At 47.6% G+C, this 17050-nt stretch carries 10 protein-coding genes; 3 read left to right on the top strand and 7 right to left on the bottom strand.

The window, feature by feature from the left end; all coding sequences use genetic code 11:
• Positions 1–3: 3 nt before the first annotated feature.
• From HQ865_RS01910 to HQ865_RS01915, 3 genes are read left to right on the top strand one after another with little or no spacing between them, the layout of a single operon-like run.
• A complete protein-coding gene (locus HQ865_RS01910) occupies positions 4–2817 on the top strand; it encodes a family 43 glycosylhydrolase (RefSeq protein WP_173413264.1) in 2814 nt (937 codons plus the stop codon).
• An 11-nt stretch (positions 2818–2828) separates the two neighbouring features.
• Positions 2829–3005 carry a hypothetical protein gene (locus tag HQ865_RS25915; protein ID WP_237073711.1) on the top strand — a complete coding sequence of 59 codons (177 nt, stop codon included), beginning with the start codon at positions 2829–2831 and terminating at the stop codon, positions 3003–3005.
• Between the two features lie 57 nt (positions 3006–3062).
• Complete coding sequence (locus HQ865_RS01915) at positions 3063–4775, top strand: sialate O-acetylesterase (protein WP_237073713.1); 1713 nt, start codon at positions 3063–3065, stop codon at positions 4773–4775.
• Positions 4776–4812: 37 nt separating this feature from the next.
• Here HQ865_RS01915 and HQ865_RS01920 read toward each other — a convergent pair whose 3' ends face one another.
• The 7 genes from HQ865_RS01920 to HQ865_RS01950 form a co-directional block, all read right to left on the bottom strand.
• Positions 4813–5745, bottom strand: coding sequence for a phosphodiester glycosidase family protein (locus HQ865_RS01920; protein ID WP_173413265.1), 933 nt, complete (start codon positions 5743–5745; stop codon positions 4813–4815).
• Between the two features lie 97 nt (positions 5746–5842).
• Positions 5843–7948, bottom strand: a complete 2106-nt coding sequence (locus HQ865_RS01925) for an SMP-30/gluconolactonase/LRE family protein (RefSeq protein ID WP_173413266.1) — start codon at positions 7946–7948, stop codon at positions 5843–5845.
• A 183-nt stretch (positions 7949–8131) separates the two neighbouring features.
• The gene (locus HQ865_RS01930; RefSeq protein WP_173413267.1) at positions 8132–9211 is read right to left on the bottom strand and encodes an SGNH/GDSL hydrolase family protein; all 1080 of its coding nucleotides are present in this window, start codon (positions 9209–9211) and stop codon (positions 8132–8134) included.
• A gap of 313 nt (positions 9212–9524) precedes the next feature.
• Positions 9525–11282, bottom strand: a complete 1758-nt coding sequence (locus HQ865_RS01935) for a RagB/SusD family nutrient uptake outer membrane protein (RefSeq protein WP_173413268.1) — start codon at positions 11280–11282, stop codon at positions 9525–9527.
• 13 nt (positions 11283–11295) lie between these two features.
• Complete coding sequence (locus tag HQ865_RS01940; RefSeq protein ID WP_237073720.1) at positions 11296–14880, bottom strand: TonB-dependent receptor; 3585 nt, start codon at positions 14878–14880, stop codon at positions 11296–11298.
• A 208-nt stretch (positions 14881–15088) separates the two neighbouring features.
• On the bottom strand, positions 15089–16306 hold the full coding sequence (locus tag HQ865_RS01945) for a FecR family protein (protein ID WP_173413269.1): 1218 nt from the start codon (positions 16304–16306) through the stop codon (positions 15089–15091).
• Between the two features lie 66 nt (positions 16307–16372).
• The gene (locus tag HQ865_RS01950; protein WP_173413270.1) at positions 16373–16987 is read right to left on the bottom strand and encodes an RNA polymerase sigma factor; all 615 of its coding nucleotides are present in this window, start codon (positions 16985–16987) and stop codon (positions 16373–16375) included.
• Positions 16988–17050: the final 63 nt, after the last annotated feature.

Genomic DNA, 17050 nt, shown 5'->3' on the forward strand with positions numbered 1-17050 from the left:
ATAATGACTTTTCTAAATACAATACGTTTAACTGCTTTAATTAATATCCTACTGTTTACCGCTAACGCTTTATTTGCCCAAAACAACCCGGTGATTGATAATGTGCCAGATGTTGGTGTCATTAATTTTAACGGCAAGTACTATTTGGCCGGCGTAAATACCAATGGTGGCTTTTATATCTCGGATGATCTGGTGCACTGGAAAGGGCCGGAGCATGTGTTCACCATGGCTAACGATTGGACGAAAGGCAAGCCATTTGGCGATAATCAGATCCACGCGGCAGATATCCGGTATATCAACGGGAGGTTTCACTTTTATTGGTCGGTTAATTATTGGGGTGGACAAAATACCACCGTGCAGATTGGTCATGCCGTTGCTGATAATATTATGGGGCCATACATCGAACCTGATAAAAAGAACTGGTTTGATGAGCGGATAGACCCGCATCTGCTGGTGGACAGTGATAGCTCGCTTTATTTTTACACCGTTAAATTTACCGATGGCAACACCATTTGGGGCCAACAGATGAGGGATCCATGGACACACCGGGGATCGCCTAAATTATTGTTTAACTCGCTGCCCCTAACCTGGGAGCGTATGGACAACAGCGTAACCGAAGGCCCGGAGGTGATTAAATACCGCTCAAGATACTACCTCATGTACAATGCCAACCATACTGGCAACACTTATGGTAATTATGCCTTAGGCGTTGCCGAAGCAGATGAGCCATTAGGTTTTAACAGCGCCAATAAATACCCGCACCCGGTAGTGCAGCAAAATTTAACCGATGACCCATCCAAACAGCGGCGGGTGTTCAGTTCATCGTTAGATGGTTTTACTAACTGGAAATACACTTTCAACCAACCTGGCGAAAGCTGGAACACACCTGCTTTTACAGACACTGAATGGAAAAAAGGCGACAAGGGCTTCGGCAACCAGGTGTTAAAAGGTAGTACCCGTATCAATCCGCAAACCATGTGGCGCACAAACGATATTTGGGTACGGAAGCATTTTAAAATACCATGGGCATTATCAGGCCAATTGCAGCTAATGGTCAATCACACCGGGCCGACTGAAGTTTTTATGGATGGGCAGTTGATCTACAATGGCGTAGCGGCCAATTACACTACTGTTAACCTGCTGCCGCAATTGGTTAACGAGTTGAAAACGGGTGAGCACGTACTGGTCATCCACGGTGAAAAGGCTGAACGCGGCGCTAATATTGATGTAGACCTGATCGAAAATTTAGCCAGCCCCGGCGATGATATCCTATATAATCCCGGTCAGCCGAACCTGCTGAAAGGCCCAAACGGTTTTGAATGGTGGCTGGTTTATTTCGCCATAAAAAACGGTGGCAAAAAAGGGCAGTTCATCAACCGGGTACTTTTTAACGATCATGAACTTACGGTGGATGGCCCTACCAGTAATAAAACAACTGGCTATCACCCCGATCCTGCTCTGCCAATTTTTGGGGATAGTTTTGAAGATGAGAACATCAAAGACAGATGGTCGCTTCAATCGGGCAAATGGCGGGTGCGTAATGGTGAATTGATGCAGGAAGGCAACACAGGCAAAAGCCTGGCATTAATCAAAAGTCGTGCATCCAGCAATTATCTATTTAAGATAGGTGTAAATCCCACCACCTTAAAAACAGCTAACGCGGGCATTATTGCCTATTATACTGATGCATTGAATTTTTTAGAGATCGGCATCGATCAGGCTAAAGGTGCGTGGTACTCGCGTTTAGTGCGGGATGGTAAGGAAATCATCGTGATAAACAAGCTTTCACCGGTATTCAACTTTAATGTATACCACAGCCTATCGGTTTACAAAAATGGCAATACGGTCGAATTTCAAATCGACGATCAGCCGGCCCCAGGTAAGCATCAAATTATAACATTGTTTGATGAACCGGGTTTGCCGGGCATCTTTACACAAGCTACTACCGCCACATTCGATGGCGCGATATACACCCCGGGCTGGGATGAGTACAATGCCGGCATCACTGGCTGGGGGAATGCGGTTAATAGAAAACAAGCCACCGGGGAATGGGGAGTGACAGAAAAAGGAATCACCATTAATAAAACTCAGGGTGAGAGCACTGTTTATAAAGGCGATTTGTTAAATAGTTACGAATTTGCAACCCAGATTTACAGTAACGGTGCAGGCACGGCAGGCATTTTTCCGGTATACACTGATGAAAATAATTACGTAAAGGCCGCTATCGATTTTCAGCATAACTCACTTATTGTCTCGGGAAAATTAAACGGCGCAGCTATCCCTGGAAAAACAATTCTTTTAAAGCGAAAGATGGTTCGCTATCCCGATCAGCGTTATAGCGACCACAGTAATAAGGTTTATACCTTAAAGGCAAACACCAGTATCAGCAATATCGAAATTGTAAAATTCCCGGTCGATAATAAGCAGCTTTTAACCATCAACCTGTTCGATTCGTTAAAAGTGGAGTATCATCATCATGACGAGTGGCGGCCATTAAACTTTGAGAAAATACCAACCGGGATACAAGCCGTAGACCAGATCAAATTCCCGCTTATAACAGCAGATGCATTGCGCATCAGAAGTTCGGGCTTTAATACGCGGATGCCGGCAGTGTATAAGATCTATACGGATGAAGATGGAACATCGGACTATAATCTGCGGGCGGTAAAGCTTAAAGATAAATTGCTGCTATTTTTAGATAACGGGTTAATTGCGGATATTGACGGTACGTGGCCCCCATCGCAGGTGGGTTTGTTTGGTACAGATGCAGGCGCTTGTTTTAACGGACTGATGTTGTTTGAAAAACGCGATAATTAAAAATTAAACAGATGAGAATTTTAAAGGCATTGTTGTTGCTATTCACCTGCTTCGGTGGGCTAAATACATTCGCGCAGGTTAAACTGCCAAGGCTAATTAGCGATGGCATGGTGTTGCAGCGCGATAAGCCGGTCCACATCTGGGGCTGGGCTTCGCCCGGCGAAAAGGTGGCTATCAGTATCGGCTAGCAGCGGCTAAATGCAGTTACCGATCAGCAGGGTAAATGGTCGGCCGATTTAAAGGCGATGTCCGCCGGAGGGCCTTACCAAATGGATATCGCGGCCAGCAATCATATCACCATTAAAAATATTTTAATAGGCGATGTATGGGTATGCTCCGGCCAATCTAACATGGAGTTTATTATGCAGCGGGCAAAGGATAAATATGCGGCCGTGATCGCGCAGTCAGATAACCCGGCCATCCGTCAATTTATGGTTAACCAGGCCTATAATTTTTCAACTGAGCTGGATGATACAAAGTCGGCGGGATGGAAGCAGGCTACCCCGCAAAATGTGCTGCAGTTTACCGCCGTAGGCTATTTCTTCGCGCGCGAACTTTACGCCAAATATAAAGTGCCTATCGGCCTCATCCTGTCGAGTTGGGGTGGTACCCCTGCCGAGGCCTGGATGAGCGAAGAAGCTTTAAAGGCTTTTCCTAAACACTATGATCGTGCAAAAAAATTGCAGGACACCGCTTTTGTCAACGATATAAAAAACCGGGATAAGATCACGAAGAAAACATGGTACGACCAGTTGTTGCAGGATGAGGGATTATCGAACAGAAGCCAGCCGTGGTTCAGTAATAGCTATGCCGCGACAGACTGGCCTGCCATGCAAATGCCGGCATATTGGGAAGACCGGGGTATGAAAAATGTCCCCGGCGTGGTTTGGTTCCGTAAAGAGATCGATCTCCCGGCTGCGATCATCGGTAAAAATGCCAAATTGGTATTAGGTAACCTGGTTGATGAGGATTCAACTTATGTAAACGGTGTTAAAGTAGGGGCAACCTCCAATAGGTACCTGCAACGTAATTATCTGCTGCCCGATGATTTACTGAAACCCGGCAAAAACATCATTACCATTAGGTTAATTACTCATGGGCCACAAGGTGGCTTTGTTAAAGATAAACCCTACGAGTTGTTTGCGGATGGGCAGCGTTTCGGTTTGGATGGGACGTGGCAGTATAAAATTGGCAAGGCTGTAGAACCTTTACCGGGTACAACCACCTTTCCTTATCAGCCGCTATGCCTGTTTAACGGGATGATCCATCCATTGCTTCCCTATACCATTAAAGGCGTGGCCTGGTACCAGGGTGAAGCCAATGCGTCAAGAGCGCCGGAATACCGCAAACTGTTCCCGGCCATGATAGCCGATTGGCGTCAGCATTGGCAGCAAGGCGATTTTCCGTTCGTGTATGTGCAATTGGCTAATTATTACGAAACTAAAACAGAGCCATCGGAAAGTAACTGGGCGGCCTTGCGCGAAGCCCAATTATTTACGCTTGCTGTGCCCAATACAGGCATGGCCGTCATCAGTGACATTGGCGAGTGGAATGATGTACATCCGCTTAACAAACTGGATGTGGGCAAACGCCTGGCACTTGCCGCCCAAAAAGTGGCTTACGGCGATCAGCAGGTGGTTTATTCCGGCCCTACCTACCAATCGATGACGAAGAATGGTAACAAGATCATCATTGCTTTTAAAAACGTTGGCAGCGGATTGGTAAGCAAAGGCGGCGAATTGAAATACTTCAGCATCGCCGGCGCCGATAAAAAATTTGTTTGGGCTAAGGCTGTTATCAACGGGAATACCGTTACCGTTTGGAACGACGATATTGCCAACCCTGTTGCCGTTCGCTATGCCTGGGCTGATAACCCTGATGGTGCAAACTTGTATAACAAGGAAGGCTTACCGGCTTCTTTGTTCCGTACGGATGATTGGGTGGCTGATAAACACTAAATAAGTGCTAATTAATAGTTTGCCGGGGCGTAAAATACTAATGGACAGGCACTATTAATACGGTATTGGCTACCTCTCGTTCGCCCGCGTGGTCAAACTTCTTATTGTCTGATGGGTAATTTACTATGCCATGTTCCGGTTGGCCTTTGATGTACATAGCCGATGATCCGCCGCCATCAAGATTAAGTGCCGTAACGCAACCCAGCCAGCGCATGGTTTGCTGTAATTCTATCAGGCTCATCCCTGCCGATTCTTCAAAGCGGCCATCAACCACCAGTAGCATTGTAGAGCCATCGGCCAGTTTACCTACCGCTGTACGCGGGTGACGCTTTTGGCTGAAATCATCCGTAGAGATAGCCATGTTTTTACCATTAAGCATTAACAAGGGGCCCGAGGTCATGATATCCCGGGCGGCAAGGGTATTTTCCCATTCAAAGTTCAGGGTATCGGGTTTCAGTATGGCTGCTCCGTTATCGCTTAGCGCAAGTACGCCCAGTTGCGGCCGCCTGCGGGTGGTTTGTTTGGCTGCTATTTTGTTTGGCGCTATTAACTGTCCATCCTTGCGCAGATAAGTACCCGCGCGGTTATAGGGCAGTTTGGATGGTTCCAGTTTAGGTACGTGATTTAATTCGGGATGATCATCGGGATCGGCCCCACGCATTTTAAAGAACGAGCCGTTGATTCCTGCCAGCGCGTTGTTCCGCATAGCCTGTTGCGAAGTGGTTTCCAGCGAATCGGAATATCCAACCACTAAGCGTACGCTTTTGGTATGCGCCGGGATGATGATCACGTTGATATTCTCGTTCGCGCCAAACAGGCTGTGGTTGGTCAGGTGCGTAGTTTTCCAATATACTTTGGCGTTTATCTTTTTAAGCTTCCATTGCGCGTGCGCCAAATTAGCAGAGTCGGTTTGCGCGAATAGATGGATACTGAATAATAAAGCGCTTAATAACAGGTAATACTTTTTCATTAGATGGTTTATTATTAGCCTTGCTTTGCAGCGATGCTAAGATAGATCAGAAATGACAAAAAGGAGCCCTCAAAGCAGGAGGGCTCCTTTTTTAAAATTAGTTGGCAATTACCGCTATACAATCCTGCATGCTTTTACGCTGCTGGCCGTAGCGGCTGTAATCCATTCCGGATATGGTACAGCTTGAGTCCCAATCGGGGTAGCTGATCACCGGTATGCCACCGGACACACCGCCGGTCTGCCCGTCGGTAGCGCCCATCATATACATACTGGCCGATCCGCCGCCGTCCATATTAATGGCCCAGCTGGGGTGGAAGAACTGTTGTACAAATTGGGTAGCGTCGGCAGTGGTCATACCATACCGGCCCGGCGCGCTGATGCCATTCGAGGCGTAGCAATCTATGCCATTTTCAACACCGTCAATACAGATCAGCAGCACGTGTTTATTAATTATAGGTAATGCCACAATAGCCCGCGGCGCGATAATCACCCGCAGGGTTTGCGGCGGAGTGGTGTTTGATACGCCCCAGTTGGTAGGGCTGGTGATCTCTATCGGTACGCTGTTTTTGATGAGCAACGGTGCGCCCGACATCATGTATTTCCTTGTTGTTGGGCTAAATGGTAGTTGCGTCATGTTGCTTTGTTCCATACCCGGGGTGCCGGTGGCATCAACATAAAACATGCCATCATGATAGTGCCAGTAGCCATCGGGATATAAAGCCTCCTCGGCATCGGCCTTCCAATAGGTAACATCGTTATTGCGCAGGTACGATGCAAATTTACCATGGTGATTGCCCGTAGCAAAAGTGCCGCTTAGCGCTGCGATAACGCTTGTAGGGTGCCCAATGATATTACTTACGGTAGTTTGGTTAGCAAAGGAATCGACATGCATAAATTCAAAATGGTTTACCGACATATCGATATCTATAATATTGATATTTTGAATTGGGTTGCTGGCTGTGCTGGGCAGCCAAAACCGGTTGCCGGTATACCTGTAACGCTTTACGCCGGCATAAGTGCTGGTATCCATCGGTGTCCAGCCCTCGGTGTATTGTATCACCCGGGTTTCGGGCTTCATCTTGCGGATGCGATTGTTGCTCACATCGGTTACATAAAAATTGCCCGAATTATCTATCGCTACCGAAGTAGGCACGTTAAAGCGGGTATTGAAGGTGCCATCGGCATAGCCCGATGTGCTGTAGCCTGCAACGGTAGCCACAAAGCCACCATGATTGCTGATGCGGCGTACGTTATGGTAGTTAATATCGCATACATAAATACAGCCATCATTAGCTACGGTAACGCCATAAGGTTCGCCAAAGCTTGCCTGTAGGGCAGGGGCATCCAGATCATAAACCGTACCCGGTATACCAGCCAGCAGACTAACCACACCACCCGAAGTTATTTTGCGGATGCAATTGTTCATGCGGTCAGCCACAATGATATTTCCTGAAGCATCTATAGCCACGCCAGCCGGGAAGTTGAATTTAGCCGCGCTGCCGGTACCATTGGCATAGCCCAGGGTAGTTTGCCCGGCCAGTAAAGAAGTAGTGTAAGTGCCGCCGCTAAGTGTAATTTTTTGGATGCGGTGATTTTTAGAATCGGCAACGTAAAGGATGCTGCCATCGCTTTTTACGGCAACATCAACCGGCCAGTTAAACTGGGTGGCGCCGCTGCCCGCTGTGCTGCCGGCAATGGTAGTTACCACGCCTGCCGAAGTGATCTTGCGGATTTTGGCGTTGTCTCTGTCGGCCACGTAAATATTGTTGGCTGCATCGATAGAAAGCCTGATAGGCGTGCTGAATTTAGCAGCTGTACCAGTACCATCGGCAAAGCCGGCTACGCCTTGTTGACCAGCGAATGTAGAAATTACGCCGCCAGTGGTTATTTTACGGATGATCTGGTTATCGCGGTCGGCTACAAACATGTTGCCGCCGCTGTCGAATACGATTCCCTCCGGCGAATCGAACGAGGCGGTAAGCAAATTGCCCGATGTGCCGTTAGAGAAGGCCGCGGTGCCGTTACCGGCATAAGTAGATATGGTAAAAGCCGAATCGTTGCTGGCTACAATGCCCATATCCTTAAGTTTTAAGCCACCGCCTGTAATGGCGGCAGTGTTGCCGTTTTCATCGGCAACCTGGTTTTTTTTACACGAGAACATACACATTGCCAACGCAATGCCTAAGAAGATAAAATTTTTCATACGGTGTTTTTAATTAGTGTTAAGTAGCAGTAAATAACATTTGCACATATGCAGCAGCCACATTGGTTGTGATGGCTGCCGGGTAGATCATAATATTGGGTTACCTCCTTTCTTTAGTTTTTGGAATCTGATCGTGGTGCGTCTAATTATAGGTTCCCTTTATTGGGTAGATGTAGGGTCGGTTTATTTGAAGTACTTTTTAAGGATATCGGCTATCATCGGTTCAATTTTTTCCACAAATCGGTAACTGCCCAGATCGTTAGGATGAATGCCGTCCGTGCTGCCCTCGTGGTCGTCGCCTAAAAAGCCTTTGGTGTCGATGTAATAAAAGTCTTTAGTGTGTTGCTTTACCAGGTTTTTGGCGATGCTGTCTATCGCCGCGTTTTGGGCATTTACCATGTTGCCAACCTTGGTGTCGATATAGCCGGCCTCGCGGGTAATGGAGTTGACCATAATGATGGGCTTCCCGGGATGCGCGGCACGTATGGAATTGATCATATTCAGGGCGCGTTCCTTAACCACCACATCCGATGAATTGGGAATGCAATCCAACACGTAGGCATCGGCCTGTATATCATTTATCATGGCTATTACCGCCGGTTCCATTTTGGCGCTGCCACTTAGGCCCAGGTTCATAAAGTTTAAACCGGTAAGCCTTGATAACCTTGCCGGGTAAGCCAGTCCCGAACGACTGGCCGAGGCCCCCTGCGTTATGCTCGACCCATAGACCAATACCCGTTTTTGAAAAGGGAATGGTATGGGTTTTATGCTGGCACCGGCATCTGTGCCTATTTCAACATTGCCTACCTCATCGTAAATGGGCAGGTAAAGCAGGCATTCCTTTTCACCATCAGCCATGTTGCTTACCAGCGTGGCTTCGGTGCATTGCCCATCGGGGCGGCCAACGCCTGCAAACTGCCATTTGCCATCTTTTTTAATGTATAGGTCTAAACCCTTATTGGCGATAGGAGTAAGGTTAGGGTAAGGCTTGCTGCCACTGCTGCACCATTTGGCTGTTAACTGCTTGCTGTTGGTGGTAAAGCAGATCACCTTGCCGGCCGATTGTGTTAACAGGCGCTTTACCACCGCGGGCATGGCCGGATATTTTACCGTATCCACCCGGTGATAGGGGTTTTGTGTCGGCATGATATCGCCGGCGATGGTGAGATCGGTAGCTTTAGTGTAAACCGGTTTGGGTACCTGTGCGTAAACCTGGTAGTGGAATACGATGGCTACAAACACTGTTTTAAATAATGTTTTCATGTTTCCTGCAGTTTTAATGGGATATTTGCATTAGCATTAAGCAACACCTGATCTGTGCGGACCAGGTGTGCTACCCGGGTATCCGTCTTTTTCCGGGCTGGCAGCGTGAGTATTCGCGCTGCTATTATTTTATGGTTGATGACCAACTGCCGCGCCATACCCAAAAGGCAAAGCCCGGGCAATAGGACAGCTAATGCCGCCATCAATAATGATGATATCGAACTCATTGGGATTGCTTGATAAATGGTACTCAACCTAAGTAATGGGCACCCGGTGTATAGTGTACATCCGGCTGCCCAAACGGTGGCCCGGCTTATTTCCAGCCGGGGTTTTGCGTGATTTTTGGATTTAAAGTAATATCCTCTGATGGTATGGGGTACAGGTAATCTTTGTTTTCATCAAACGTAATAGTGATGCCTTTTAACGGGAAGAAGTTGCCCGAAGTGCCATTGGTAAGCGCCTTTTGTGTAACGTTAACTACGCTGCTGGTACCCGCCGGCGCGCCCGAGGCATTGCCGTTGTGCAGGTATACATCGGTTTTGCCATCGTTATTAAAATCGAACGAGCCAAGGCTGGGGAAGTAGATGCCTACCATAGGTTGTTCCAGTTTTTTGCCTTCCTTCCAGCGCATCAGGTCGTCCCAGCGCAGGCCTTCGTTAAACATTTCAATACGTCGTTCACGACGGATCTCCAGGATAACACCCTTATTAGCGCCCTTCTCCACATTCGGATATTGTGCCAGCAGAAAAGGATCGGGTGTGGCGTTGGCCGCAGCCATATTCATGTTTGGCATACCGGCGCGGGCACGCAGCAGGTTAACGGATCTGTCCAGGTCGGCCTGGGTTAGGGTGCCTAATTCGGCCTTGGCTTCAGCATAAACTAATAGTGCCTCTGCATACCTGAATAGAATGAAATCAGAGTACCCACCATTAGAAACCCACTGATCGCGGGTAGAAAGCGCCTTGATAACACGATAGCCTGTTGTGGTGATGCTCAGGTTCACCGGTTCGCGCGCGGTTTCCAAATAGGCTGCAAAATCGGGCCCGGCGGTAGTTTGGGTTAAGCGCGGGTCGCGGTTTTGCATTTCATCGTAAAACTGCTTGGTTTGGTAGTTGGGGATATCGGTAAAGCGGGTGCCATCCTTCATCAGGTAGCTGTTGATCATATCCTTGGGGATACCATAAGCGCCACCGGTGGCCGATGTCATAAAATAATCTACCCCGTTAACCTGTACCAATTTGCTGTAATCGCGGGCCAATATGGTTTCGGTAACATCCTGGTCTACACGGGCAAACAGATCGCGGTAAGCTGTATTGGCCCCGCCGGTAGTATACAGTTTGTAAGCACCCGAACTGATCAGCGCGTCTGCGGCAGAAACGGCTTCGTTAAGCATGCTTTGATAGTTGGCTATGCCATGATACTTGCGCCAGGTACCTTCGTAAAGGCAAATGCGTGCTTTTAAAGCCAGCGCGGTATAGCCGGTAATGTTGTTCAGCGCTACGGTTTTAGGGATGTTGGCTATGGCGTAGTTGATATCAGCCAATACTGTATCCATTACTACAGTGCGCGAATCCCGGGGTTTGTACAGGTCGGGGTCATCGGCTGTTAATACTTTGGTATAAAGCGGCACATCGCCAAAGGTTTTTACCTTATCGTAATAAAAATAAGCCCTGAAGTAGCGTGCTATGCCGCCGTATTTTTGCTTCGCGGCAGCATCGGGGCATTTACCATAATTGGCCAGGAAGTAATTGATAGACCGTAAACTTGAGAACGACCAGCCGCCTGTACCACGCGCAACCGGCACTACGCGTGCACCCTTAACACGGTCTACAATTTGCAGGGGCAGTATATTGTCAGACGATGCATCGTCGGTATAAACGGTATAAGTCAATCCCGAAGTTACGGGAACCTGGTCGTAAAAGCCGTTGGTGTATACTTGCAGGTCGGTGGCATTGTTAAAGAATACCTGCGCGTCTATTTTATCGGGCGGCGTTACGTCAAGGTAATTCTTTTTACAGCCCATCGCGCCAAGGGTTACTAAACCTATCAACGCTATATATATCTTTTTCATTTTTTTATAAAGTTTATAGGGTAATACTTAAGCCAAGGGAATATACTTTACCCAATGGATACGATTCGCCCGCGCGGGCTATCGAGCTTGAACTGGTAGACACATTCATCGGGGTTGAGTAATCTATACCCGAACCAGCTGTTTCCGGATCGATATATTTGGTTAAATGACCGAAGCTCCAGGTAAACAGGTTCTCGCCGCTAACGTAGAAGCGTAGCTTTTGTATACCAACCTTCTGAGTGAGTTTTACCGGCAGGGTATAACCCAGGGTTAGGTTTTTTACCCTCAGGTAGCCCACATTGGTCAGGTAGTAATCATTGATCTCGCCCAGCGAACGTAATGCGCCTAACGACGCGTAACCACGCACCGCCTGCGGATAAGTGTTAGTCGGGGTTTCCGGTGTCCATGCGTTCTGGATCAGATCTTTACGGATGAACGACAGGTAAGGCCTTTCATACGGGCCCCAGTAAATATCGCCGGTAGGGTACCAGTCCTGGTGCATAACGCCGGTACCGGCTACCATCAGGTCGAAGTTTTTCCAATCGGCAGCAAAATTAAAACCGAAGGGGAATTTAGGCATGGTGTTGCCTATTTTAACCAAATCGCCATGGTCGGCAAGGGTGTTTTTACCTTTATTGATAGCACCGTCGCCGTTTACATCCACATATTTAATATCGCCGGCGTGCAGCCCCTTCCATTGGGCGTTTTGTACAATATTGATCTCGTAGTTGTAAACCTGACCTAAGGATGTCGCCGGATTAACGAATTTAGCCTGGTATGCCGCAGCTTCGGCATCCGACTGGAACTGGCCATCGATATGATAGCCATAGATATCGCCCAGCTTTTGCCCTTCGTAAAACGCGCTCATCAGGCCGCTGGCGTTAGGGTATTTGGTAATTACACCTGTAAAATTGTAGAGGCTGATTGTTGATTTAAGGCGGAACGGCGAACCAGCTATATCAAAGCCGGCATTATAGCTCACCTGCAATTCAAAGCCCCTGTCGCGCAGGCTGGCGATATTTTCCCGCGGTTCAGGCGCGCCAAATACCGATGGCAGCGGCTGGCCGGGTACATACATGCCTGATACATTTTTCTCGTACCAATCGAACGATACATTGAATTTATCGTTAAACAAGCCCAGGTCGGCGCCTACGTCTATCGTTTTTGAATTTTCCCAGGTTACCACACTTGGCAATGGGGCAGGCGCGCCAACATAATTAAAGCGTACCGCGTTTGAAGCCCAAATGGTTTGCCCGGTTGACAGGATCTGCGAGAAGGTATACAGATCGATATTCTGGTTGCCTAACTGACCGTACGAGCTGCGTAACTTTAACGAACTGATGGTCTTCTCCAGCGGTTTAAAGAAATCCTCGCGGCTAAGGTACCAACCCGCAGAAACCGATGGGAAGAAGCCATAGCGACTGGTTACCGGGAAGCGTGATGAACCATCGTAACGGCCATTCACCTCTAACAGATACTTGTTTTTATAATCGTAATTAAGCCTGCCGAAATAACCACGGATAGCCCACAAGCTTCCCGAGCCGTTTGCCGCAATTAGGTTGGTGCCCAAATTAAGGCTCGACAAGTTGCTTACCAATAAGTTACCCTGCTGGGCGCTGATATTATCTGAACTAAAATCCTCCTGGTTATAACCTAAAAGCAGTTTAAAGTGATGGGTATCGTTAAACAGGTTTTTATTATAGGTGCCATACACGTTTAGCGCGTTGTAATAGTTACGGTTGCGCGCTTCGGTAAGGGTGTTTAAGCCTACGGTTTGCAAATTGGCCTTTAGCGTGGTTAAATAGGTGATAGGATTTTCCCGGGTGGTAACTGCCACATGGTTAACCGTGTTGGCGTAGTCAATATTCACCACCAGGTCTTTCACCGGGTGCAAGCGGGCGCTCAGCGTGTTTACAAACTGTTCTGAATAGGTTTTCTGGAAGCTGCTTTTATCACCCAATGCGGCAATTTCGCCATAGCCGTTATAATCGTAAGGTACGCCGTCTATGCTGCTGGGCATAAAGGGGAATAAAAAGTAATAAGTGTTGCCGTTGTAAATGCCGCTGCCATTGGTAACATAGCCGGCTTTAGAGCCGCCGTACTCGGTCATATCGGCAGTGCTTACCTGGATGTTATCCGAAATATCGAGCCATTTGTTCGCTTTAAAGTTCAGGTTGCCCTTGATGTTGTATTTGATCAGGCTGGCATCTACACCGGCCTGTATGGTGCCGGTATTATAAGAGCGCCCCGATAAGTAGCCCTGCAATTTATCGTTACCGCCCGAAATGGAAAGGTTATGCGTTTGCGATGGCGCCCATTTGCGGAAAAGCAGATCGTACCAGTTGGTTTTGCCAAAAAACTTATAGGTTCCATCGGCCTGTTTTTCATTAAAGGGGGCCAGGGTTCCATCGGCTACCTGGCGCTCCTTCGCATAATCGGCATCGGTATAGTTGGTGTAGGTAGTACCGTTGTAGCCCGAGAGGAACGCGTCGACTATTTTCCCGTATTCGTACGGGTCACTAATGTAATCGGTACGTACAATTGGGGTGGTGCGGCCAATATTGTTGGTATAATTAACTACTGTATTGCCCGCCTTACCTTTTTTAGTGGTGATCAATATCACGCCGAACGAGCCGCGGGCGCCATAGATAGCGGCCGAGGCGGCATCCTTTAACACCGACACTGTTTCTACATCTAACGGATTAACGCGATCGATATCGCCCTGTATACCATCTATCAGTATCAGCGGCGAGCCGCCATTAACCGAGTTAAACCCACGGATGTTGATATCGGGTTTATCGCCGGGGTTGCCGGTATTAGCCTGGATGTTTAAGCCGGGTAGCAAACCCTGCAACGAGTTGGCAATGTTTGGAGTTGCGTGATAACCAATATCCGTGCTTGATATTTGAGACACGGCCCCGGTAAGGTTTTCCTTTTTTTGCGTACCGTAGCCTACCACAACCACCTCGTTCATAGCTTTTACATCCTCCTCTAAAACTACATTGGCAATGCCGGGATCATTAGCTGGTATTTGTTTGGTTACGTAACCGGTGTATGAAAATATCAGGATCTCATCGCTGTTGATATCTTTTATCTCAAACATGCCGTTAACATCAGCGACTACGGCTTTATTAGCCTTCTTTGCGCTTACGGTGGCGCCAATCAGCGGTACGCCCTTGTTGTCGGTGATCTTACCCTTTACAGTGATCGGTACGGGCGGTGCCTCGGCAATTGCTGTTGGCAGATTTTTTTGTTGTAGCAGGATGGTCTTGTCGGCAATTTTATAGCTTAAAGGGAGATTCTTAAGGCATTCGGCCAAAACATCTTCTATAGAGGCATCGCTGATGTGGACGTTTACCTTTTGTTTCACATCCTTCGAATCGTAAAAGAATACGTACCCCGATTGATGCTCGATGTCCTGGATCACCCTTTTTAAAGATACGTTGTTCTCGTTAAGCGTTATCCGCTGCCCGAAGCTTTTTGCACTGACCTGCACCAATGTGATGAGCAGCAAAAGCGTAGTTAATTTCATCACCATCAATAATTTAGGAGGGAGCCATACCTTGGGCATGGCTTTAGTAAAAACATAAAATTTCATTACTTTTGTAAAGTTTGGGTTAATGACCAGAAATAGTTCGCCAATTATTTATCCCGGTTGCTATCGGGAAGGGGTTGGCCCAAATATTACCGTAGATGTGCTTCGACTCACTTCTGCGGTTTTTTTTTGAGCACCCCGGGTGCGCCTGGCGCCTTAGATGTAAATGTGTTTCATGTTGGTGTTTGTTTAATTTTTATTGGTTGTTGGGCTAAGGCATTACGATGATCTTGCGACCTTCCAGCCTGAAATGGATCTGTTTATAACTTAAAATATCTGATACTTTTAAAGCGCTGGCGTTACGGTATATTTTACCCGAAAACTGGCGCGGCGGTATTTTACCCTCGTAACTTACATCCACATCATACCAGCGCGATAGCTGGCGCATTACCATTTCTGTGCTGGCTTCGTTAAATTTAAACAAGCCCTGGTGCCAGGCAATTGCCTCTTCCATATCGGCACCGGCATCTATGGTGATGTTTTGGTCAGCCTTGATAACGGCTTGCTGCCCCGGCTTCAGTACCAAATTACCGGTGCTGTTTGATACCCTGATGCTGCCTTCCAGCAGGGTGGTTTTTATAGCCGGTTCATCGGCATAAGCATTAATGTTAAAATGTGTACCTAAGTCTTCAATAGTTTGCCCGGCCACCTTTACGCGGAATGGTTTAGCAGCATTATGCACCACTTCAAAATAAGCCTCGCCGGTAATTTCCACCTGTCTGTCCGGCCCGTTAAAGGCGGATGGATAGGTGATGGATGAGGCCGCGTTGAGCCATACCCGGGTACCATCGGCCAATGTCAGATCGTACTTGCCGCCGCGAGGGGTTTTTAAGGTGTTGTAGGCAAGTTCGGTAGCGGCCTTGTTTTGTTTGTCGGATTGATAAACTACCTTACCATCGGCGGTTTTATTGATCAACATGTTGGCCTCTTTTGCCAGGCGGCCGTTTTTGGCGTTGGTAAGATTGATCTGCTGTCCGTTGGCCAATATTAAAACAGCTTTGTTGCCGCCCGGGGCAATATCATGTTGCGGCAAACGCTTTGCTACCAGGTTTGGTTTGCTATTTGGTTGTTGTTGATGGGTAATGAAATACGCTGTTACACTCAGGATAAGCAACAGCGATGCGGCTACAGCAATACGCGGCCAAAGACGTTGTTTCTTGTGATTGGGTATGTTGATATGGCGAATTTCAGCCGGTTTGTTGTTTTTGCCGATCTGCTGCCTGATGTTTTCAAAAGCTTCGGCCGTTAAGGTGTACAGGTGTTCATCGTTCAGATCGGGTTCAGGGCTTTCTAATTCCTGTTCAATAAGCAGGCGCAAATAAGCCTCGTTATCCGTATTAAAATACCCGATCAGCGTTTCTACCTCGCCCGCAGTGCAGCGGTTTTCAAGGTATCGGCTAAAAATTTCTTTGAGTTGATGATTTTCCAAACAGATGCTTTTTAACGCTATTACGCACGAGGCGCAAGCGACATATGCTCTGCCGGAAAATATTTTTTACGATTTGAAAATATGCGGCACGCTGGCCATCATCAGGGTAAGCAGGGCCAGATCGGTTGTGTTAAAATATTTCTTTACGGCCCGGCCGGCTTTCACCATATGGTCGTTCACAGTCCCGGCGGATATACCCAGCAAAGCGCCAACCTCTTCGTAGCTCTTGCCTTCGATTTTGCAAAGTATAAATATCTTTTGGCGCTGGGGTGGAAGCGCGTTGATGGCTTGTTTCAGGATAGATTCCCCATCTTTCAGGTTGATCGTATCCTCGGTATCATAACACACTTCGGTTGATACCGAGACCAGGTGCTCCAGTAATTTCCTATCGTAAGCAGCGCGCCTGAACAGGTCGGTAATTTTGTTTTCGGCAATGCGAAATAAGAACGGGCGCAGTGATTGTTCAGCATCAAGGGTTTCGCGTTTCTCCCAAAGCTTTAAAAAAATATCCTGCAGCAACTCAACCGCTACATCTTCATCTTTAACAAAGCGAAGTAGTTTTTTTAATACCCGGATGCTGTATAAGCGGTATAGCTTTTCAAAAGCCCGCTCATCGCCCTCTTTTAAAAGGCAAATCAGGTCCTTTTCCTGCTGTAACGCTTCCGGGCTTTGAGAATACATACAAGGGTGTACTTAAGAGTTTAGCGCTCAATAATAAACAATCCGCACATAAAGCTAAGTACA

This window comes from Mucilaginibacter mali, from assembly GCF_013283875.1.
GTDB classification, from domain to species: Bacteria; Bacteroidota; Bacteroidia; order Sphingobacteriales; family Sphingobacteriaceae; genus Mucilaginibacter; species Mucilaginibacter mali.